Genomic DNA, 19,341 nt, shown 5'->3' on the forward strand with positions numbered 1-19,341 from the left:
GTACGGCTCCTGGGTAGGTGCTGCGGTGAAACAGAGATTGGGGTCAGGGCGTAGCGGCTTGGGCATTGAATCGGACGGGGTTGATCTGGAGGCACTTGATGAGCTCGGCATGAGCGCGGTCGAGATAGTCCTGTGGAGACGAGGTGACTCGAGTTGAATCAATCTTGGAGGGTGTTGGCTCGCAAAGCGCGGGAGTCAGGTCGATGATTTTATTGAGAGTCGATCTGGCCTGTTCGAGTTTTGATTTGTATTCTGCCGTTGTTGATGCGAGTGATTCACTCTTCTCGATGGACGTGATCTCGGATTGGATGGCTTGGAAGGTTAGAAGGCTGCCTTCCGGCTGGGCCTTGAGCTTCGCCGTCAGGTCATTAATGGAGTCTGTATCTTCGGATACACTCTTCAGCCCGATCAGTTCTTCGCGTAGGCGCTCCGTCAGAACTCTTTGTTCACGAGCCTTGTTCGCACATGTCAGGAGGTGGCTTGCATTATGTAAATGGGCGAGCCGCTGAGCAGCCAGAGATTGTTCGACGAAGGTCCGGTCATTGCAGTTCAGCCAGAAGTCAAACCCGGTGATCAGAGCGAGCGCTGCCGCGCCCGCGACACCGGCATAGGACCAGTGCCGCTTCACGACATCATTGGGTGTATTGGGGCCAATGCCAGAAGACAGGACAGTGAGGCCAGCGCTGGCCAGTTGTCCGAATTTCAGAGCGGCGGATCCGGCGAAGCACCACCTGTAGGAACCGCGTGCCTGGTTGTATAAAATTGCGCAGTTTCGTGCCTGGATGTTGAAGTTTTCATCTCTTAGTAACGGCGTAGGGATGAGCTGTGATGAGTCTTCCCCGACTTGCTTTTCTTCGTAAGTCGAATTGCCACTGGCGTTCAGCTTCGGCAGGCGGATCTGGGGTGCGCACGCGACAAGGGACAACAGCGCCACGAATGCTGGCAGCTTCATGTTTGGCTCGGTGTCGTGGGTTTGCGACAAGCATCGCTGCCCTCACTGTGAGGACAAGGTTGCCATGAGCAAGGCACATGCCTGAGAGGCCTTCAGGGCATGCAAGACGGAGCCAAGGAGGCGCCGCCAAGCCGTGCCGTCCACCGCCAAGGACATTTCATTCGGGGTCTGTCCACTGGGCTCGACACCTGACGACTTGCAAGAGAAAACCACCATGACGGACACTCACATGAATGTCGCGGAACCCGGCTACTGCTCAGCACGATGTGGATGAAGTCCTCGTCGAGAACGGCATCCAATTGGAGGGCTATCGTGTCCTGCGGCCCATCGGTGAAGGGGCCATGGGGCAGGTCTTCCTGGCGCAAGACCTGGCATTGGGCAGGCGGGTCGCGCTGAAGTTCCTGCGCATGGAGTTGCTGGGTGCCGTGAACCCGGAACTCCTCTTGGAAGAAGCCAGGACCACCGCGCGCTTCAACCATCCCCACATCGTCACGGTGCATGCGGTGGGCGTCTACGAAGGGCGCCCCTATCTGGTTTTGGAGCACATCGATGGGGAGTCACTCCGGCAAAGGCTTCTCCGTGAACGGCCTGGGCCCAACGAGGCCCTGCGCATCTGCCGGGCCATCGCGGAGGCCGTTGCCGAAGCGCACCGCCACGGCGTCGTCCACGCCGACCTCAAGCCCGAGAACGTGTTGTTGCCCATGGACGGACGGGTGCGCGTCGTCGACTTCGGGTTGGCGCGTCACGTGGGGGCGGAGCATGGCGCTGCTTCGGGGACACCGGCCTACATGGCACCCGAGCGATGGCATGGAGCGCTCCCCTCCCCCGCAATCGACGTGTGGGCGCTGGGCATCATCGCCTGGGAGTTACTGGAAGGCCGGCGCCCAATCGAGGATGCGCGGCTCGCCAGCTTCGCGTTCGCACCCAGGCCCGTGGAGGCGTCTCCCCGGCTGTCGGAGATGCAGGGCGGGTCACTGCTCCATGCCTGCCTCGCGATAGACCCCGCGCAGCGGCCCTCCGCCGATGAGGTCGCACGGGCCCTTCAGGAGGCGCTGGGGGCCCGAACCGTACGTGCCGCGGACCGCGCACCCTTTCGAGGGCTGCGGGCTTTCACCGAAGCGGATGCGGAAGACTTCTTCGGCCGCGAGGTGGAGGTGGATGCCTTCATGGAGCGCATGCGCCACGAGCCGCTCATTCCACTGGTGGGGCCCTCGGGAATTGGAAAGAGCTCGTTTCTTCAGGCGGGAGTGTTCGCCCGGTTGAGGCAGATGGACCAGTGGACGGTCCTCCAGGTGCGGCCAGGTCCCAGGCCCCTGACCCGGCTTGCGGCCCTGTTGACCGCCGGTCTGAGGGACGAGGCTTCGCCGGATGAAGTCGCCGCGGTGCTCGCCGCGCGCCCCGGCGACATCGTGCGGTTGCTGCGTCGTCGCAGCGAACTGGAGGGCGGCAATGTCCTGATTGCCTTCGATGCTTTCGAAGAAGTCTTCACCCTCGCTTCGCCCGAGGAGGCGGCGCAGGTGGCGGCGTGTCTGGCGGCGGCGTTGGATGCGAATGACCCCTGGCGCATCGTGGTCGCGCTTCGAGATGACTACCTGGGCACGTACTGCGCGTTGGCGCCGCTGCAGCCGTCGCTCCGCGCGGTCTTCGTGCTGGCGCGGCTGACGGAAACGGCGCTCCAGGAAGCCATTGCTGGACCGTTGCGGCGAGTGGGCTACTCGGCAGATGCGCCCACGTTGCTGTCCCGGCTGGTGGCGGATGTGCAGGCGCAGCCAGCGGGACTGCCCTTGTTGCAGTTCGCGTGCATGGCGTTGTGGGAGCGGCGGGACGTGGCGTCGCGGAAGCTGCTGACGGCTGTCTATGAGGCGCTAGGGGGCGTGGGAGGCGCGCTCGCGTCCCATGCCCAGCAGTTGCTGCGTCAACTCCCAGCGAACGAGGTTCATGCCGCTCGCGCGTTGCTGGTCAGGTTGGTCACCGCGGAGGGAACTCGCCGGCCACGCCCCCAGGCGGAACTGGTGGAGGACCTGGGCGAGGTGGGGGCACAGGTGCTCGAGAAGCTCCTGGCCAACCGCTTGGTGGTCGTCACGCGAGAGCCCCAGACGGACGAGGCTTTTATCGAGTTGGCGCATGAGTCGCTCGCGGCGACATGGCCTGATCTGGCGCGCTGGCTTGGGGAGACTCGCGAGGAGCGGGTGCTGGTGCAGCAGTTGGAGCAGGCCGCGCAGCTCTGGGAACAGCGCGGGAGGCCGGATGAGGAGACCTGGCCGGACGCGGCCCTGCGGCAGGCGCTTCAGCGCGTCGAGGAATGGCGCATCCACCTGCCGACTCGTCCCAGGGATTTCCTGGAGGCGGGCCGTCAGCGGGCGCTGCGCCGTGCGCGGCAGCGGAAATGGTTGATGGGGGCTGGCATCGTGGGGCTGCTTCTGGTGACCCTGGGCGCGGTGGTGTCGGCGCTGGCCTTCCGGGAGAAGCAGTTGGAAGCCGTTCGTCAGCAGGACCTCATCCGATTGGCATCGGCGGATATCGGTCAGTTTGAACTCGTGCTGGAGCCTTACGACTTTGATTCGGAACGGCAGCAGTGGTTGAAGGCCAGCAAGAGCGTGGATTTGGAGTGGGAGCTCTTGCCCGCGCAAGGGACGGATGACCCTTCAGAGGCGAGTCCCTACCCTGCCCTGGAACTTCGAAGGAGCCAGCGTCGGCGAGAGCCGGGAGGCATCCTGCGTGAGCACGTCGAGGCGCCCTCGAGGTCCGCCTGGCTCGTCGTTCGTCGTGGAGACTGCCCACCTTCCGTGATTCGCCTCGAGCGGTTGCCGGGGCATCAGGAGCGCGACCGTACGCAGCCTCAGGTGATTCGTATTCCGGTCCCGACCTGTGAGGCCTCACGCGAAGGGAGCGTGATGATTCCGCCAGGTCCTTATTGGAGGCCAGGGGATGATGAGGAGGGAACGGTGGAGCAACTCGTCGAGGTGAAGCGCTTCACCATCGACAGGACGGAAGTCACGAACGGGCAGTTCCACCTCTTCCAAGAAGAGGTCTTGGTGAGGACAGCTCACGAGCGAGAGCTTCCACCTGAGCTCCCTACCTTTGTTGGGACGCTGGAGCCTCAGAGACCGGTGACCGGGGTGGACGCCCTGACGTCGGAAGCTTTCTGCCGCTTCATGGGCAAAAAGCTTCCGACGATAGATGAATGGCGCAAGGCCTTCCGAGGAGGGCTCACCCTTGATGAGTCAGGGACGGTCATCAATCCGGATCCGCGAAGGAAGACCGTCTGGCTGGAGTCGAAGCGGAGTCCCCCGGCTAACATCGATGGAGATGATCCTTATCCGGGAGTCGCGCCTGTTGGAGCTTTCCCAGAGGATGTCAGCCCCTATGGCGTGCTCGACATGGCTGGGAACGTGTCGGAGTGGATCGAGGCCGAGGCCACGTCCGGTCGGTTCAGGACGCTGAGAATGCTGGCTGGCGGCCGGTGGGATTCTCCTGCGGAGCTGCGCCACCATGAAGTCGCCTGGGCGAACCATATGCCTCAGCGACGGTTTGACTTCGCCATAGGGATGCGTTGCGTAGCTCGGTACTAAGGCTCATTTAGTTCAGGTGGCGGAGCGGGATCCTGTTTAGACCATTGGTAAATCCAAGGAGTCTCTGACGGGTCACTGGTAACAGTGATGATGTGATTATTGCAGGCATATCTGAAAATGATTGTTTTGCTCTTGTCGTCCTTAGGTGGAGATGGATTTTCCGTCTCCATATGTATTTCATGTTCAGTTGTGGCTATGGGGTGGCCGAATCCAACGAAAGTGTATCCGTCTTGGAGGAATTTCTTGTAAGGGTCTGTGTTTGTTTGTACGGGGATGACCACGGGCCTTTTGGGGCTTGATGATTTCGATGAGATCAAATGGGTGAAACTTGTCCTTAATCCTCCAGTGTCAAAATCCTCCGCCCTGACTACGGTTGTGACACCGAGGACTTCCCGATTACCTAGTGCTCGTGACACAGATTGAATCATCCTATGTCCGGAAAGTTCAGATCCTGTAAAGCAACCGAGAAGTCTGATGATTGTACCTGGGTTTTCGTTTGTCTCCTCACGAAGTGTTCCGTCTAATATTTCTCTGATGTCTTGTTTTATGATGTTGTCTTCAATGATGGGGTATTTACCAAGAGTGAATTTCGTCCCGAAATTGCCATGTCCTACTAAGTCAAGGTGACTTAGTAACGTTCTTGATGATGCTGATGGGGTGGGGGTTGATCTGATTATGAAACGAAGTCGTTCAGCACCTGATTGGAATCTTTCATAATTAACTCTGGTTCTTTGCTGATTTGGACTGGGTCTGCGAGCGATGTTCTTCAATATTCGCTCGAAATGAATTTCTGGCTTTTCAGGATATGATACGATTATCAGGTTCATTGGACGTATGAAGTGAGGGTGTGGTGCTTTTATGCTTGAGATGGTGAGTCATCGTGCTTTTGTGATTATCTAACGAGTTTCTTTCTCGGGTATGAGTGGAGCGGATCCTGCGAGAGGCCACTTCCCACCACCGGATACATTTCTCCGGAGATCGAGCTTCTCGTCGCCTTCTTTGTATCTGCCATCTGGTCGTTGATGTTCGATTGAGATCCACGTGTCAGAGAGGAAAAGGAATCCATAGATTCGTTCTCCTGAATTATGAGCTGATTCGATTTCGGCTGAAGTCGGAATGGTTGATGGAAAATAAGGCCATGCTTGTTCAGTGGCATCTTTAAGATCGACTTCAAGTGAGGGGCCGTCAGGGTCGTGCACCAATTTGAAATTCAAGCAGTCTCTTGGAAGAGGTCCATTGGTGATGACTTCTCTACTGAGAAACTCTACTTTGAATGGATTGTACGACACGTCTATGTGGAGACCCCACCAGACGTTGAGTGCCGCCGGATCTCGTGTTGGCTCTGTCTGGGAAAGATAAAAACTATGTTCCATGCCTGTGTTGTCGACGTTTGATGACATTTTTCTCCTGAGGATTTTCTGCGGGTTTGTAATTAATCTATCTCTGAGAGTTTTATTTTGAAACACTTCGTGAGGTTGTATGCATGGGATCGCGCGATATCGAGACAACGAGCCATTTCACTGATGTTTCCTCCAGCCTTTGCTAACTCGCGGCGAATTAGGTTGGATTGGAATATCCGCGTTGCTTCGTGGAACGAGACGCAGCCTGATTCATTACCCTGCCGGGCCTCCATGAGATGGCGGGGCTCGATGTACGCGGCGACTTCCGCGGCCGCCCGGATGAGCGCGGCCTCCAGCCGGTGCCGTAACTGCCTCACGTTGCCCGGCCACTCCGTGGCTTCGCAGTACACGTAGAATCCGGGTGAGGGGCGGAGCCTGGGCAGACCATGCTCCTCGGCCAGTCGATCCAACAGCCCGTCCACCAGGTCGCCCAGGTCCTCGCGACGCTCGGCCAGGCTCGGCATGCGGATGGTGAAGACGTTCAACCGGTAGAACAGGTCCTCGCGGAACCGCTTCTCCGCCACGAGTTGCTCGAGGTCGGCGTTCGTTGCGGCAATCACCCGCACGTTCGCCTTCGCCAGCCGGGGGCTCGCGAGCGCGTAGTACTGCTTGGACTGCAGCAACTGCAGCAGCTTGCCCTGTGCCGCGAGCGGAATCTCCGCGATTTCATCCAGGAAGAGCGTGCCGCCCTCGGCCGCCTCCACCTTGCCCGTCGTCCTCCGCGCCCCTGGAAATGCACCCGGCATCGCGCCGAAGAGCTCGCTTTCGATGAGCCCTTCCGGAATGGCCGCGCAGTTCAATTCCACGAAGGGCCCTGCCCTGCGCTTGCTGTTGTCGTGGATGGCCTGCGCGATCTGTGTCTTGCCTGTCCCCGACGGGCCCGTGACGAGCACGGTGACGTCCAGTGGGCATGAGAGCGAGACCTGCTCGAAGACACTCGCCAGGGCCCGGCTGTGGCCCGCGATGCCGTCCAGACGCAGCCGTTCCCGAAAGGGACGTGTCGGGTCTGGGGCCGCGGAGCGGTTCCATGCCGTGGCCCGTTGCGCGGTCGTGCCGATGAAGCGCGCCACGTTCTCCACGACCTGGACGACTTCCGGAGCGAAGGGCCCCGCGCCGCGCCGTCCCTCCAGGTAGAGCACCCCGGGAGACGCGCCTTGCAAGGGCACGCACAGCACCGCCTCCAGGCGCTGCTGCTTGACGCTGTTCGAAGCGGAGAAACGCGGGTCGAGCAGCGCGAACGGCGTATGCACCGTCTGTCCCGACACAATCGCAGCCGCGACGATGCCTCGCGAGGTGACGGCGCGGATCTGCTCTTCCTCGCTCGTCGTGCAACCGCAGGACGTCGACCACCTGCGCTCCCCTGCGGTCTCGTCTTGGTAAAGCTCGATGTAGGCGCGCTCGGCCTCGGTCAGCGTCACCAGCCCCACCAGGACTTCTGTCAGGGGGCCGGTAGGGCTGTCATGGGCTTCCAGGAGCCGGAGCACGTTCAGGTACAGGTCGCGCTCCAGCGCGGTACGGTCCACGTGGCCAGTCATCCGGCTGACTGTAGTCCCCCACCTGGGGGAAGCGATGTGTTGGACCGGAGCGAGAGTCATTGTCGGAAAGACAAAGCATTTCGCGCGCCAACCCTCCCTTCGAGGAGCGCCTCACCCCCGACTGTCCACTCCAGTGGTCACTCCCCCTGAAACCGATTCCAGTGGATTGGACACTCTGCTTTGGAACGGCCGGGTCGGTTTCTACTCCCCACTCAACGGCTTCGTGTTCGTCACTTGGACCCCCGCGTCCTCGGAGGTGGTGATGAACAGCTCGTGGCTGGCGGGCACGTCCAACTTGGCGCGCCGCTGCTTCCCGCCCACCGTGAAGTCCACCTGCAGGTCATGCGAGCCCGGGGGCACGTCGCGGAGCGTCAGGTTCGTCGCGTTGCTCGTGCCCCGCCGCTGACCGTTCAGCGTCACGGTGCAGGGCTTGGTGCAGCGCACATGGAGCAGGGACGTCTTCGCCGCTGCCGCCGGGGACTTGGATGCCTGGACCCCGCTCAGTTCCTGCGTCTCCACGAGCTTCGCGCGGCCCTGTGAGTCCCCCTGCACGGTGACCTTCGAGCCTCCCGGCACGTCCACGTACCCCAGGAACTGCTGCCGGTCGAAGACGCCAGCGACCGCCTCCACGCGCCGGTTGCCCGGCGTCACCTGCTGGAACTCCCAGGTCCGCGTGTCCCGTCGAATCCCGGGCTTGTTGTCCACCAGCGCCGTACACGCGTCCCGGCACTTCACGATGACCACGCTCGGCGCCGTCGACGTGGAGGGCGATGGCGGAGGGGTTGGCTCGGCCCACTGGGGCGTGCCGGGCATCGTGGTGCTGCCGGGCTCGACGATGATGCGCTTGTTGCTGGCCAGGAAGATGTCCGCCGAGGCGACGTCGGGAATCGTGACGAAGCTGCCCGCGAGTGGCCGGGTCATCAGGCCGGTGGCGTCGATGCGGTGCGAGCCCGGCGTGATGCCCTTGAACTCCCAGGTGGAGTCATCCACCCGCCGCCCGGTCTTCTGGTCCAACGTCACCGTGCACTTCTCCGTGCAGCGGACCCGGACGGCGACACCGTCTTCCGCGAACGCCGGGGCGGACAGCAGCAACGACAAGGACAGGAACGGCCAGCGGAGGGACATGATGGGGTGACAGCCTCGTGCCAGGGGGTATTCACGCCCGGCCCCTCGACGCGTGTGCTTCCACGTCACCGAATCGGGGCCTACGCGGACGCCAGTATGCCCACCGGGCAAGGGCAGCGGAATCGCCACGGCGTGCCACACGCCCAGGCCGGCCCCACCCTATCCACGTTTCCGGCAACGGGCCTCGGCCCCCAGCAAGGAGTGGAAGGTATGAACGTGGCGACCCTGACCGAGCAGCCAGGCATCCTCAAGGCGGCGGCCCTGCTGCCCCCACGCCTGTCGCTCGGGTCCACGATGGTGGTGCACGGCCTGGCCAAACTCCGCCCCGAAGGCACCGCGCAACATGCGGGCTTCTTCGAGCAGTTGGGCTTCAAGCCCGGCAAGCCCTGGGTCATCGCCACCGGCGTGACGGAGCTGCTCGCCGGGGTGAGCGCCATCCTTGGCATTGCCACGCGTCCCGCCGCCCTGGCTGTCCTCGTCACGCAGGCCGTCGCCGTGGCCAAGGTCCATGGCTCCAAGGGCTTCGACAACACGAAGGGCGGCTTCGAGTTCAATCTGGCGCTGGGCGCCATCGCGCTCGGACTGCTGCTGCGAGGGCCGGGGGCGCTCTCCGTTCACAGCGCCATTGAGCGCAAGGTGAAGCGCAAGGAGCTGCGACGGCTGCGCTTGCTGCCGCGTCAGCGCCGCCGCTCGGTGCTGCTCGACGTGCTGGGCTGAGCCCCACACGGGTGGGACACACACACCATCACCCTGCCCGAGGTGGTGTGTGTCGCCTGTCCGCTTGCTGGTAGGCCGAGGCCCTCTCCCCTGTCACAGAATTCCGGGAGGCCTCTAAGATGGCGGGACATGCCTTCGTCCGTCTTTCTCCTGATGGCGCTCGCCACCACGCCGGGTGCCAGCTCGGCGCGTGAGCCTGCTTCCGCTCCGCACGCCTCGTCTTCGCCTGGCCCCAGCGCGGGCCTCGTTTCCACAGCGGGCGCCAGTGCGGTGAACGCCGCGGTCCGCGATGCGCTTCGCGTCGCGACGCTCCACGGTATGGGCACCTCGGCGTCCATCGTGAGAGAGCGCGCCTCGGATGCCGCGAGCCTTGCAGGCGCCGCGTCTGTCCGCGCGGCGCTACTGGAGAACGGCGAGCGCGCCTCGGCTGCTGCGGGTCTCGCGGGTGCAGCCTCAGTTCGTGCGGCGCTATCGGAGAACGGCGTGGGCGTCTCGGCGCAGGGCAGCGCGGCGGGATCAAGGGCTGCTGTGGGACACGCCCAGCACACCGCGTTCCAGAATCACGCCTCCGGGACGATGGTGGCCTTGGCCCAAGGAAGCACGGTGGCCCCGGCTCAAGGCAGCACCGCGGCGCCGGGACCTGCGGATGCCGCGACACCCGAAGCGCAAGGTTCCCAGAACACGTCGCCCGCTCCAGCGACCGTCCTCACCGACCTCAACGCCTACCCACCGGCCGGCGCGGTGACGGACCTGGGACGCGCCGCCGCGGAGGCGGGTGCCGCCGCCCTTCGCGCCGCCGCCCGGGCCATGCGCACACTGGCCGACCCGGACACGAGCTACGCCCGGGGCATGGAAGCGCTCAAGGCGAAGGACGCACCCACGGCCATCACCGCGCTGTCCGCCTGCGTGGAGGCCGCGCCGTCGCGCGTGGACTGCCGCTGGGAACTCGGCTGGGCCCACTCACTGGAGAACCAGTGGATGGAAGCCTTCACGCAGTGGACCGAGGTGCAGAAGCTCCAGCCAGACCACCCGGACCTCGAGAGCGCGCTGGCCCAGGCCCGTGGGCAGGCCATGCTCCAGGCGAAGCTGGCCCAGGGGCCGCGGTTCATCCACCGTCCTCCCCCGCCCGCCGACGCGAAGGTGCGCATCCGCGCGGTGGGTGACGTCATGCTCGGCACCACCGTGCCCGAAGACCACCTGCCTCCCGATGGCGCGGGCAGCGTGATTGCCGAGGTGCGTCCGCTGCTGGAGGACGCGGACCTCACCTTCATCAACCTGGAAGGCCCGCTGTGCGACACGGGCGAGACGAAGAAGTGCCGCTCGTCGAGGAACTGCTACGCGTTCCGCTCGCCCACCGAGTACGGCCAGTACCTGAAGGATGCCGGGGTCGACCTGGCGTCCACGGCCAACAACCACTCGGGTGACTTCGGCGAGGAGTGCCGCCGCGCCACGGAGTCCACGCTGGACACGCTGGGCATCGCGTGGAGCGGCGCGCCGGGCACGGTGGCCACGGTGGAGCGCAACGGGCTGCTCATCGGCATGGTGGCGTTCCACACCTCGCCTTCGTGCAACCACCTCAACAACCACGACACGGCCGCGGGGCTGGTGCGCGTGGCCGCGGCCGAGCACGACATCGTCATCGTGTCGTTCCACGGCGGCGCGGAGGGCGGCAAGGCCCTGCACGTGCCCAGGGGCCGCGAGAAGTTCCACGGCGAGGACCGGGGCGACCTGCGGGCCTTCTCGCGCGCGGTGGTGGACGCGGGCGCGCACCTGGTCATCGGCCATGGCCCGCACGTGGTGCGCGGCATGGAGTTCTACAAGGGCCGGCTCATCGCGTACTCGCTGGGCAACTTCGCCACCTACGGCCGGTTCAACCTGCGCGGTCCGCAGGGCCTGGGCGCGGTGCTGGAGGTGGAGCTGGACCGCCTGGGTGACTTCACCACGGGGCGCATCCTGCCCACCAAGCAGGTGGACCGGGGCATCGCCGTGCCGGACCCGAAGGGCGCCGTCATCAAGCTGATGCGCGAGCTCACCGAGGATGACTTCCCCGACACGGGCGCGCGCATCTCCGACGACGGCGCCGTGAAGGTCCGCGGCAAGAGCCCCGTCTCCGCGGTCTACCGAGTGCGGTAGCCGCGGCGCTTCACGCACACACGAGCGGGTTCGCGCTGCTTCACCCACGGCGCGAATCCGGGAAGCTCCGTCATGTCCGCCAGGCGCCTGACGTCCAGGCCCCGTCACCTCCCGTGGGGTGAAGCGCGGCTGCTGGATGCATCGTGGCTTCCGTCATAGCGGCTCAAAGCAACGGACGGCCGCTCCAGGCACGTCGCGGCGCCCCGGGATACAAAGGTCCTCGCCGTGCGCACACTCCGACTGCCACGTCTCTCGTCGCTTCGCGCCTTCGACCACCCCGGCTACTTCGCGGTCTGGGTGGGCGCGCTGGTCTCCACCATCGGCACTTGGATGGAGACGGTGGCCATGGGGGTGTACGTCACCGAGGCCACCGGCCGCGCCGAGTGGACTGGTGGCATCGTCGCCCTCACCTTCCTGCCCGCCGTGGTGCTGTCCCCCGTGGGCGGCGCGCTCGCGGACCGCTTCGACCGGCGCACCTACGTCGCCCTGGGCACGCTGGTGCAGCTCGTGCTCGCGGCGGTGCTGACACTGCTGGCCTTCACGAACCGGCTCAGCGTGCCCGTGGTGGGCGTCATCTCCTTCTTCCACGGCTGCGCGAGCACGCTCATCAACCCCGCCTTCGCGGCGATGCTCGCGGAGCTCGTGCCGCCTCGCGACTTGCACAGCGCCATGAGCCTCAACTCGGCGCAGTTCAACCTGGGGCGCATCATCGGCCCGGCGCTCGCGGCGTTGGTGTTGAGCATGGGCGGGACGTCGTGGGCGCTGCTCGTCAACACGCTGTCCTTCGTCGCCGTGCTGGTGGCGCTGGCGCAGGTGAAGGCGCTGGCTCGCAGGACGGCGGAGGCGCGGCAGGGGCTGTGGAAGCAGATTGCTCACGGCTTCTCCGTGGCGCGGGGGGACCCGGAAATCTCGCTGATGCTGTGGGGCACGTTCCTCGTCGCGGGCCTGGTGGCGCCCTTCATCGGCCTGGTGCCGGTGTTCGCCATCCGCGTCTTCGGCCAGGGCGCGGCGGCCACGTCGCTGCTCGTCACCTGCCAGGGCGCGGGCGCGGTGACGGCCGCGCTGCTGGTGGGCACGTTGGTGGACCGGTGGGGCCAGCGGAGGCTGCTGGGCATCGTGGCGACATCCATCGGCGTCGTGTCCACGCTCTACTGGCTGTCACCCACGTTGCAGATGGCGGCCGTCGTCATCTTCGTGCTCGGCGCCAACTACATGATGCTAATGAGCGGGATGCACGCGTACTGCCAGTCGCGCGTGCCGCGTGAGCTGCAAGCGCGGATGAGCAGCCTGTACAGCATGGTGCTCGGCGGCGCGTACGCGGCCGGCGTGTGGGGCCTGGGCGCGCTGGCGGACCGGCTGGGCATCCGCTTCGTCACCGTGAGCGCCAGCGTGTTGTTCATCGCGTTGGTGCTGACGCTGCGCCTGCTGCGCCCGCGGCGCTTCGATACGGCCGAGGCCTAGACACCTTTCACCGAAGAACGACCTGCACCGGCGACCTCCGCGCGCTAGAGACGTGTCTCCACCCGTAGACACCTTTCGCACGAGGAGTGAGTCCGATGCCCGTCCGCAAGCCCGCCCTGGCCCTCGCCGCCCTGATGTGGGCCAGCTCGCCCGTGCTCGCGCAGGAGCGCCGTCCCGCCGAGCCGCTCGGCATCGCCCTGGAAGGCTACGCGTACCCCTTCCCCGTGCAGTACCTGCCCCTCACGCTCGAAGGCCAGGACGTGCGCATGGCCTACATGGACGTGAAGCCCACGGGCCGCGCCAACGGCCGCACCGTGGTGCTGCTGCACGGAAAGAACTTCTTCGGCGCGTACTGGCAGAGCACCATCCGCGCCCTCACCGGCGCCGGCTACCGCGTCGTCGTCCCGGACCAGATTGGCTTCGGCAAGTCATCCAAGCCCGACATCCACTACAGCTTCCACACGCTCGCCTCGCTGACGAAGCGGCTGCTGGACTCGCTGGACGTGAAGCAGGTGGCGGTCGTGGGCCACTCCATGGGCGGCATGCTCGCCACGCGCTTCACGCTGATGTACCCGGACACCGTCACGCAGTTGGTGCTGGAGAACCCGATTGGGCTCGAGGACTACCGGGAGAAGGTGCCCTGGGTGTCCACCGAGGACGACTACAAGAACCAGCTCAAGGCCACCGAGGAAGGCACCCGCAAGTACCACCAGACGTACTACGTGAAGTGGAAGCCCGAGTACGACGTCTGGGTGCAGCTCGCCGGCCGGCAGATGCTCAGCGCCGAGTACCCCCGCCTCGCGTGGGTGTCCGCCGCCACGGGCACCATGATTTACGAGCAGCCCGTGGTGCACGAGTTCCCCTTCATCCAGCCGCGTACGCTGCTGTACCTGGGGCAGGAGGACCGGACCTATATCGGCCGGGGTCGGGTGCCCGCCGCGGACGCCGCGACGCTGGGCCAGTACCCGGCGCTGGGGAAGAAGGTGGCGAAGGCCATCCCCAACGCGACGCTGGTGGAGCTGCCCGGCGTGGGCCACATCCCGCACTTCGAGGCGCCGGAGAAGTTCCACGCGGCGCTCATCGACTTCCTCGGGAAGTGACGCGCGGGAGGATGGCCCGCCTGTGGGCAACTTGGGGATGTCCGAGGGCATCCCCACCTCTCTCGTGAGCCGAGCGGCCGGGCGTGCCCACGACGTGCCGTGGGGACCTTGGTGCTCAGGGGACGCGCTCCGAGATTGAAGCTGGGCGCAGCACCCACTCAACGAGGAGCGAGCCATGCCCAACAGGAAGTACGACCCGTATACGGGTGGCAAGGAGGCCGCCAAGAAGCCCCCCTACGCTCCGGACCGCGTGGAGCGCGGACTCGAGGCCGACGACACCCTGCCGCTGTACTCCGCGGACTCCATCCGTGGCACGCGTGAGCAGAAGTTCGCGCTCGACAGTGACACCGAGGTGGGCGGCTACGTCCCCGACATCCGCAGCCCCATCGACGAGGCGGACGAGCTGGAGCGCGAGCGCCTGGGCCGCGAGCGGGCCGAGGAGCGGCAGGTCTCCGACGAGGACGACGAAGAACGCAACCGCTGAGGCGCAGCGTCGCCAGCGGCGTTGCCCTGGCGGTGGTGCCTCGAAGCGTAGGGGAGTGAAGCGGATGCGCCGTGGCTTCAGCGGGGCACGGCGCGCGTCGTGGCATCCGAGCCGCCTCGCGGTCGCGGATGCCACTGACGAGGTGCCTGGGACAGTGTCACGTCGGCCACGCCCAGTTCCGGTGCCTGCGTCAGGTGCGCGCGCCGGGCCGCGGCGTCAGGCGGGAAGCCTGTCCACGGCCCGGTCTTTCGCGCGGTGCTACTTCGCCGCGCGAGGCGTGCCCGGCTTCGCGGCCGGTGCCTCATCCGGCTCCACGGGCACCAGCTTGCCCAGACCGAGCGGCGTCACCTGCTCCTGAATCGTCGCCGGGTCTCCCACGAGCACAATCTGCATCGACGCGGGGTCCAGGTACTGCTCCGCCTTGCGCTGGACGTCCTCGGCGCTGGCGTCACGCAGGCCCTCCACCGTGCGGTTGAACTCGTCCAGCGGCCGCCGGGTGATGTAGAGCGCAGCGGCGCTGGCGCCCAGGCCCTCCACCGACTCGAAGGCGCCCGGGAAGGCGCGGATGAGGCCCTCGCGCGCGGCCGCCAGTTCCTCCTGCGAGATGGGCTTCGTCTTGAGCCCGCTCAGCTCGTTCATCACTTCCTGGAGCGCCGGGCCCGTCACGTCCTGGCGCACGGAGCTGTACGCGGTGAGCGGACCCACACCCAGGCGCGGAGACAGGCTGGCGCCCGCGCCGTAGCTGTAGCCCTTGTTCTCACGCAGGTTCATGTTGAGCCGGCTGCCGAAGAAGCCGCCGAACACGGTGGTGGCCAGGTCCAGCGCGTACTCGTCCGGGTTCCCCGAGGCGATGCCCGCGCGGCCCACCAGCACCAGCGTCTGGTCCAGGCCCGGCTTGGGCACCACGTACACCTGCTGACGCGGTGACGCCTGGGTGGCCTTGGGCGGCGCGGGCGGCGTGGCCTTGCCCTTCCATCCACCGAAGTACTTCCTCGCCAGGGCCACGCCCTCGTCCAGGGAGATGTCTCCCGTGAGGATGATGGCCGCGGCGCCAGGGCCCACGTGCTTCTGGTAGTAGCCGCGCACGTCCGCCAGCGTGAGCGTCTGCACCGACGCGGGCATGCCGTCGGACAGGTGCCCATAGGGATGGTCGAGCCCGAAGACCGCCTCCAGGTACGCCAACTGCGCGAGCACCCCCGGCTGGCCCAGCGCGCGCACCAGGTCCGCGAGCTGCTGCTTCTTGCGGCGGTCGAAGGCCTGCGCGTTGAACGTGGGCCGCAGCACCACGTCCGACAGCAGCGACATCGCGCTGTCCAGGTTGCGCGTCAGCACCCGCACGCCCACCTGCGCGCCGTCCGCCTGCACGTCCATGCCAGGAGACACGCCCAGGTCGGCGAAGGCGTTGTCCAGCACCACCGTGTCCCGCTTGCCCGCGCCTTCCAGCAGCATGCGGTAGGACAGCTCGGCGAGGCCTTCCTTGCCCTTGGGGTCCTGCGCGCTGCCCGAGGAGAAGGCCACGCCCGCGAACACCAGCGGCAGCTCGCGCCGGGTGCTCACCAGCACCGTGAGGCCGTTCTCCAGCTTCGCGCTCTGGAAGGTGGGCAGCACCAGGTCGGGAGCCTTGCCGGGCTCGGGGGGCTTGGCGCGGAAGGACTCGGCGTCCGGCGCGGCGTCGGGCGGCGTGGCCTTCTCACCCAGCGCGGGCGAGTCCGCCGCGGGCTTCGGGGTGCTGGCGCAGGCGGTCAGCAGGGTGACGAGCAGTGCGGAGAAGAGGCGGCGCATCAGTGGCGCTCCTTCGAGTCGAGGGGCGCCTGCCGACGTGCGGGCGGCACCGCGTGGAGGATGACGCGCGCCCCGGGGCGCAGCGTGTCCTGGGCGAACTTCTTCACGGCTTCCGGCGTCACCGCCTCATAACGGGCCAGGTCCTGGGCCACGTAGTTGGGCTCGCCGACGAAGTGGTTGTAGCTCTGCAGCACGTCCGCCTTGCCGCCGAAGCCGCCCACGGACTGGAGGCCCGCCAGCGTGCGCGTGTCGTAGCGGGTGCGGGCGCGGGCAATCTCCTCCCGCGTGACGCCGTCGCGGCGGACCTCGTCCAGCACCGCGTCCACCTCCTGGAGCAGCGTGTCCGTGGACACACCGGGCCGGGCCACCACGTCCACGCTGAAGACGGACTGCGCGCCCTGGCTCTGCTGCGAGGCGCTGACGCTCTGGGCCAGCTCCTTCTCCAGCACCAGCCGGCGGTACAGACGGCTCGCCTTGCCGGTGGACAGCGCCGTGGCCAGCACGTCCGCGGTGGCGTCGCCTTCCTCCAGGTACGCGGGCGTGAGCCACTGGATGGACAAGAGCGGCAGCCGGGCCACGCGCTCCTCTTCGCGGAGCACCACGGGCGCGGTGAGGTTCACCGGCGCGACCTCCGGCCGCTGCGGCCGGGCGTGGCTGGGCAGCGTGCCGAAGTACTTCTCCACCAGCGCCTTCGTCTTCGCCACGTCGAAGTCACCGACGATGGCCAGCGTGGCGTTGGACGGCGCGTACCACTTGCGGAAGAAGTCCTTCACGTCGTCCACGGTGGCCGCGTTCAGGTCCTTCATCGAGCCGATGACATCCCCGTGGTACGGGTGCGGCAGCGGGAAGAGCGCGTGCCAGGCCTTCTCGCGGGCGGCGCCATACGGAGCCGTCTCGGTGGACTCGCGGCGCTCGTTCTTCACCACCTCGCGCTGGGTCTCCAGGCTTTGGGGGGTGATGGCATCGAGCAGGAAGCCCATGCGGTCGCTCTCCAACCAGAGCGCCGTCTCCAGGTGGTTGCTGGGGACCGTCTCGAAGTAGTTGGTGCGGTCGAAGCTGGTGGTGCCGTTGAGGTCGGTGGCGCCGAGCTGCTCCAGCTTGGAGATGTGCACGTCGTCGGCCACGTTGCGCGAGCCCTGGAACATCATGTGCTCGAAGAGGTGCGCGAAGCCGGTGCGGCCGGGCTGCTCGTGGTACGCGCCCACGTGGTACCAGATGTTGACGGCCACCACCGGCAGCTTCCGGTCCACGGAGAGGATGACCTCCAGGCCGTTGGGCAGCGCGTACTTCTCATACGGAATGGCGAGCGCCTCACGGCCGGGCTCCAGCGGCTTCGCCTCCTGGGGTGTCTGCGCAAGCGCCGGGAGCCCGCTGGACAGCAGGGCCGCGGTGACGAGGGCCTTCATTCGGAACAAGGTGCCTCCAGGTTTCAATGCCAATGACTCACGTGACGCGCTTAGCACGCACGTCCGGCGCCGTGGGTGGGGAATGGTGGCCAAACGCAGCCGCGCCCCGGGATGTTGGTTCCTGGTCAGCATGCGAGACTGAAATCATGTCCACCGAAGTCTCCTCCGGTGCCCTGCCCCTGTGCGCCTTCCATCCGGAGGCGTCCGCGGGTGCCACCTGCCTGCGTTGTGGCAGCTTCGTCTGCACCCCCTGCACCACGTGGGTGATGGGGCGGATGTATTGCCCCCCCTGCGCGGCGCGTCCGGAGGTGAACTACCTGGAGGCCTTCCGGCTCCGGTTGTGGGGGCGGCGCGACGCGGGCGCGTGGATGGTGGGCCTGGGCACGGTGATGCTGGGAGGCCTGGCCGTCACGGCGGTGGCGGTCGGGGACTTCGCCACGGGGCTGGTCCTGCTGGCGAGTGTCGGCGTGGGCACGGCGTTCTTCCTGGGGAAGCCCTGGGCGCGCCTCGCCCTGCTCGCCACGCCTCTGGTGGGAATGCTGCTCACCGCGCCGTCGCTGGGGCCGGCCGCGCTGCTGTTCTTCGTGCCCTTCGCCATCGCGCTGAACTTCTTCCGCGACACCCGCAGCCGGCTCTTCTTCCGCTTGGACGTCCCGGAGCGGGAGCTGCACCGGCTGTGGAACCGGGAGGTCAACAACCCGCTCGCCAAGCATGCCCTGTCGCTGGGCGTGAGCTCGCTGTTCCTGCCCGTGATTTCACCGATGTTGTTCCTCTTCAGTGCGTCGAAGCTGATGTCGCTGGCGTTCGCCCCCATGGGGATGCTCGCGGTGGTCCTGGGCCTGGTGGCGTTGTGGCGCGTGGACCTGAAAGCACGGCCCCCCATTGGCCGCCGCTGGGAGGCGCTCGGGGGATGGGTTTGGGGCTGCTCTCATTGGGGTTCTGGGGCTCGTTCTACGTGCCTCGCTTGCTGGAGTTGCTCGGCATCGCGTCGGACTGAGGACGGGCGTTTGTTCGCCCGAAGCGGTGGGCGCTTTCAGCGCATGGCTTGCTTCCCGCCCCGGGGCCCCAGCACGCGGGGGGCGAAGGGTGCCTGGGGGAGCGGGGGTGTCCACGCTCAGGGGAGACCCAAGCCCGACACCGAGGAGGCCACCGTCATGGCGAACATACGTGAGGAACAGGGAGCGGCAGGGGAGCGCCAGGGCGCTACGCCCAGCATCCAGGAGCAGCGCAGTGAGGCTCGCGCGACGCAGACCTACGTGCTCTTCCTGAAGGACCTCGAAGCGAACGCGGGCATCGTGCGCGAGCTCGCGGAGAAGGCCGCGCAGTCGGTGCTGTGCTTGTTGGAGCAGCGCCTCATGGACACCGAGGTGAAGCACCTGGAGGCCCAGCTCCCGCGCAAGGTGAAGGACTTGCTGAAGCGCTGTCCCCGGCACGAGGGCAAGGTGGCCAAGAAGTTCAAGCTGGAGCAGTTCCTCGCCATGGTGGCCGAGGAGCTCGACACCACGCCCAACGAGGCCGAGCGACTGGCGCGCGCCGTCTTCACCACGGTGCGTGAGCACATCAGCGAGGGCGAGGCGGACGACGTCATGGGACAGCTCCCCGCCGACCTGCGCGCGCTGTGGGTGCCGGAGGCCTGAGCCGGTGACCTCCGGCCGCGTCTGAACACGGTGATAG

14 protein-coding genes are annotated in these 19,341 nt (G+C 66.2%); 7 read left to right on the plus strand and 7 right to left on the minus strand.

From position 1 onward, the window contains the following. Positions 1-43: 43 nt before the first annotated feature. Positions 44-952 carry a hypothetical protein gene (locus A176_RS38965; RefSeq protein WP_144429666.1) on the minus strand — a complete coding sequence of 303 codons (909 nt, stop codon included), beginning with the start codon at positions 950-952 and terminating at the stop codon, positions 44-46. Positions 953-1,185: 233 nt separating this feature from the next. On the opposite strand from A176_RS38965, the gene A176_RS34005 reads away from it, so the two are divergent. Beyond that, positions 1,186-4,524, plus strand: a complete 3,339-nt coding sequence (locus A176_RS34005) for a bifunctional serine/threonine-protein kinase/formylglycine-generating enzyme family protein (protein ID WP_082282884.1) — start codon at positions 1,186-1,188, stop codon at positions 4,522-4,524. Here the strand turns inward: A176_RS34005 and A176_RS38970 are convergent. The 4 genes from A176_RS38970 to A176_RS34015 all read right to left on the minus strand — a co-directional run bounded on the left by A176_RS38970 (position 4,521) and on the right by A176_RS34015 (position 8,584). Beyond that, positions 4,521-5,351, minus strand: a complete 831-nt coding sequence (locus tag A176_RS38970) for a hypothetical protein (protein ID WP_144429667.1) — start codon at positions 5,349-5,351, stop codon at positions 4,521-4,523. The genes A176_RS34005 and A176_RS38970 overlap by 4 nt on opposite strands. 69 nt (positions 5,352-5,420) lie before the next feature. After that, entirely contained in the window at positions 5,421-5,924 is a 504-nt protein-coding gene (locus tag A176_RS38975) for a hypothetical protein (protein WP_144429668.1), read from the minus strand. 32 nt (positions 5,925-5,956) lie between these two features. Further along, positions 5,957-7,447: a sigma-54-dependent Fis family transcriptional regulator gene (locus A176_RS34010; RefSeq protein ID WP_021781315.1), complete on the minus strand. Its 1,491-nt coding sequence runs from the start codon at positions 7,445-7,447 to the stop codon at positions 5,957-5,959. Between the two features lie 213 nt (positions 7,448-7,660). Continuing rightward, entirely contained in the window at positions 7,661-8,584 is a 924-nt protein-coding gene (locus A176_RS34015; RefSeq protein WP_002637824.1) for a hypothetical protein, read from the minus strand. 210 nt (positions 8,585-8,794) lie between these two features. On the opposite strand from A176_RS34015, the gene A176_RS34020 reads away from it, so the two are divergent. From A176_RS34020 to A176_RS34040, 5 genes are all read left to right on the plus strand, one after another. Continuing rightward, positions 8,795-9,301: a DoxX family protein gene (locus tag A176_RS34020; RefSeq protein ID WP_002637825.1), complete on the plus strand. Its 507-nt coding sequence runs from the start codon at positions 8,795-8,797 to the stop codon at positions 9,299-9,301. Between the two features lie 576 nt (positions 9,302-9,877). After that, a complete protein-coding gene (locus A176_RS34025) occupies positions 9,878-11,434 on the plus strand; it encodes a CapA family protein (RefSeq protein WP_044890269.1) in 1,557 nt (518 codons plus the stop codon). Positions 11,435-11,659: 225 nt separating this feature from the next. Then, on the plus strand, positions 11,660-12,895 hold the full coding sequence (locus A176_RS34030) for an MFS transporter (protein ID WP_002637827.1): 1,236 nt from the start codon (positions 11,660-11,662) through the stop codon (positions 12,893-12,895). A gap of 95 nt (positions 12,896-12,990) precedes the next feature. Further along, positions 12,991-13,995 carry an alpha/beta fold hydrolase gene (locus tag A176_RS34035; RefSeq protein WP_002637828.1) on the plus strand — a complete coding sequence of 335 codons (1,005 nt, stop codon included), beginning with the start codon at positions 12,991-12,993 and terminating at the stop codon, positions 13,993-13,995. Between the two features lie 175 nt (positions 13,996-14,170). Beyond that, the gene (locus tag A176_RS34040) at positions 14,171-14,479 is read left to right on the plus strand and encodes a hypothetical protein (protein WP_002637829.1); all 309 of its coding nucleotides are present in this window, start codon (positions 14,171-14,173) and stop codon (positions 14,477-14,479) included. Between the two features lie 258 nt (positions 14,480-14,737). Here A176_RS34040 and A176_RS34045 read toward each other — a convergent pair whose 3' ends face one another. Together A176_RS34045 and A176_RS34050 are read right to left on the minus strand one after the other, a co-directional pair. Next, a complete protein-coding gene (locus A176_RS34045; protein ID WP_002637830.1) occupies positions 14,738-16,261 on the minus strand; it encodes a M16 family metallopeptidase in 1,524 nt (507 codons plus the stop codon). Further along, on the minus strand, positions 16,261-17,667 hold the full coding sequence (locus A176_RS34050) for a M16 family metallopeptidase (protein WP_044890240.1): 1,407 nt from the start codon (positions 17,665-17,667) through the stop codon (positions 16,261-16,263). Before A176_RS34050 ends, A176_RS34045 begins: the two co-directional genes overlap by 1 nt. Positions 17,668-17,813: 146 nt before the next feature. Between A176_RS34050 and A176_RS40375 the strand changes: the two genes are divergently transcribed. After that, positions 17,814-19,304 carry a DUF2267 domain-containing protein gene (locus A176_RS40375; RefSeq protein WP_226994069.1) on the plus strand — a complete coding sequence of 497 codons (1,491 nt, stop codon included), beginning with the start codon at positions 17,814-17,816 and terminating at the stop codon, positions 19,302-19,304. Positions 19,305-19,341 lie beyond the last annotated feature (37 nt).

Origin of the sequence: Myxococcus hansupus (genome assembly GCF_000280925.3) — a bacterium.
In the GTDB taxonomy this organism is placed as follows: Bacteria; Myxococcota; Myxococcia; order Myxococcales; family Myxococcaceae; genus Myxococcus; species Myxococcus hansupus.

Coding starts and splice junctions, on each gene's coding strand:
- A176_RS38975 (WP_144429668.1), bottom strand. CDS start 5,924: ATGTCATCAAACGTCGACAACACAGGCATGGAACATAGTTTTTATCTT.
- A176_RS34050 (WP_044890240.1), bottom strand. CDS start 17,667: ATGAAGGCCCTCGTCACCGCGGCCCTGCTGTCCAGCGGGCTCCCGGCG.
- A176_RS40375 (WP_226994069.1), top strand. CDS start 17,814: ATGTCCACCGAAGTCTCCTCCGGTGCCCTGCCCCTGTGCGCCTTCCAT.
- A176_RS38965 (WP_144429666.1), bottom strand. CDS start 952: ATGAAGCTGCCAGCATTCGTGGCGCTGTTGTCCCTTGTCGCGTGCGCA.
- A176_RS34035 (WP_002637828.1), top strand. CDS start 12,991: ATGCCCGTCCGCAAGCCCGCCCTGGCCCTCGCCGCCCTGATGTGGGCC.
- A176_RS38970 (WP_144429667.1), bottom strand. CDS start 5,351: ATGAACCTGATAATCGTATCATATCCTGAAAAGCCAGAAATTCATTTC.
- A176_RS34025 (WP_044890269.1), top strand. CDS start 9,878: ATGGTGGCCTTGGCCCAAGGAAGCACGGTGGCCCCGGCTCAAGGCAGC.
- A176_RS34045 (WP_002637830.1), bottom strand. CDS start 16,261: ATGCGCCGCCTCTTCTCCGCACTGCTCGTCACCCTGCTGACCGCCTGC.
- A176_RS34040 (WP_002637829.1), top strand. CDS start 14,171: ATGCCCAACAGGAAGTACGACCCGTATACGGGTGGCAAGGAGGCCGCC.
- A176_RS34015 (WP_002637824.1), bottom strand. CDS start 8,584: ATGTCCCTCCGCTGGCCGTTCCTGTCCTTGTCGTTGCTGCTGTCCGCC.
- A176_RS34005 (WP_082282884.1), top strand. CDS start 1,186: ATGTCGCGGAACCCGGCTACTGCTCAGCACGATGTGGATGAAGTCCTC.
- A176_RS34020 (WP_002637825.1), top strand. CDS start 8,795: ATGAACGTGGCGACCCTGACCGAGCAGCCAGGCATCCTCAAGGCGGCG.